The 258-nt window shown below is 50.4% G+C and carries 1 protein-coding gene; it reads right to left on the bottom strand.

What is annotated here, in order from left to right; translation table 11 throughout:
* Positions 1-258: hypothetical protein (locus tag AC1RPN_RS09080; protein ID WP_481763859.1), on the bottom strand; the 258-nt coding region annotated here is incomplete at both ends.

The raw sequence follows: 258 nt of genomic DNA on the forward strand, positions 1-258 counted from the left end.
CCCCCCTCAAATCGTTGCGCTTCAAATCAAAGGCGGGGCGCATCAGAAACTTCATCTTCTTGTTCATGAATTTCCCGATATAGCCAGACCTTTCGATCTCGCACATCGCATTGTACACCAGATCGCCCCACTCCTTGAGACCATACGATGGGTATTCGAGAGACAGATGACCCAAGTTCAGACAACGCAAGAAACGTGCATCATCCATCGTGATCTTGAAGTCTGCGGCACGAGGCTTTTCACCACCATGACGGTGCT

This window comes from Dellaglioa sp. CoH-57-MRSF-20 (assembly GCF_056781955.1).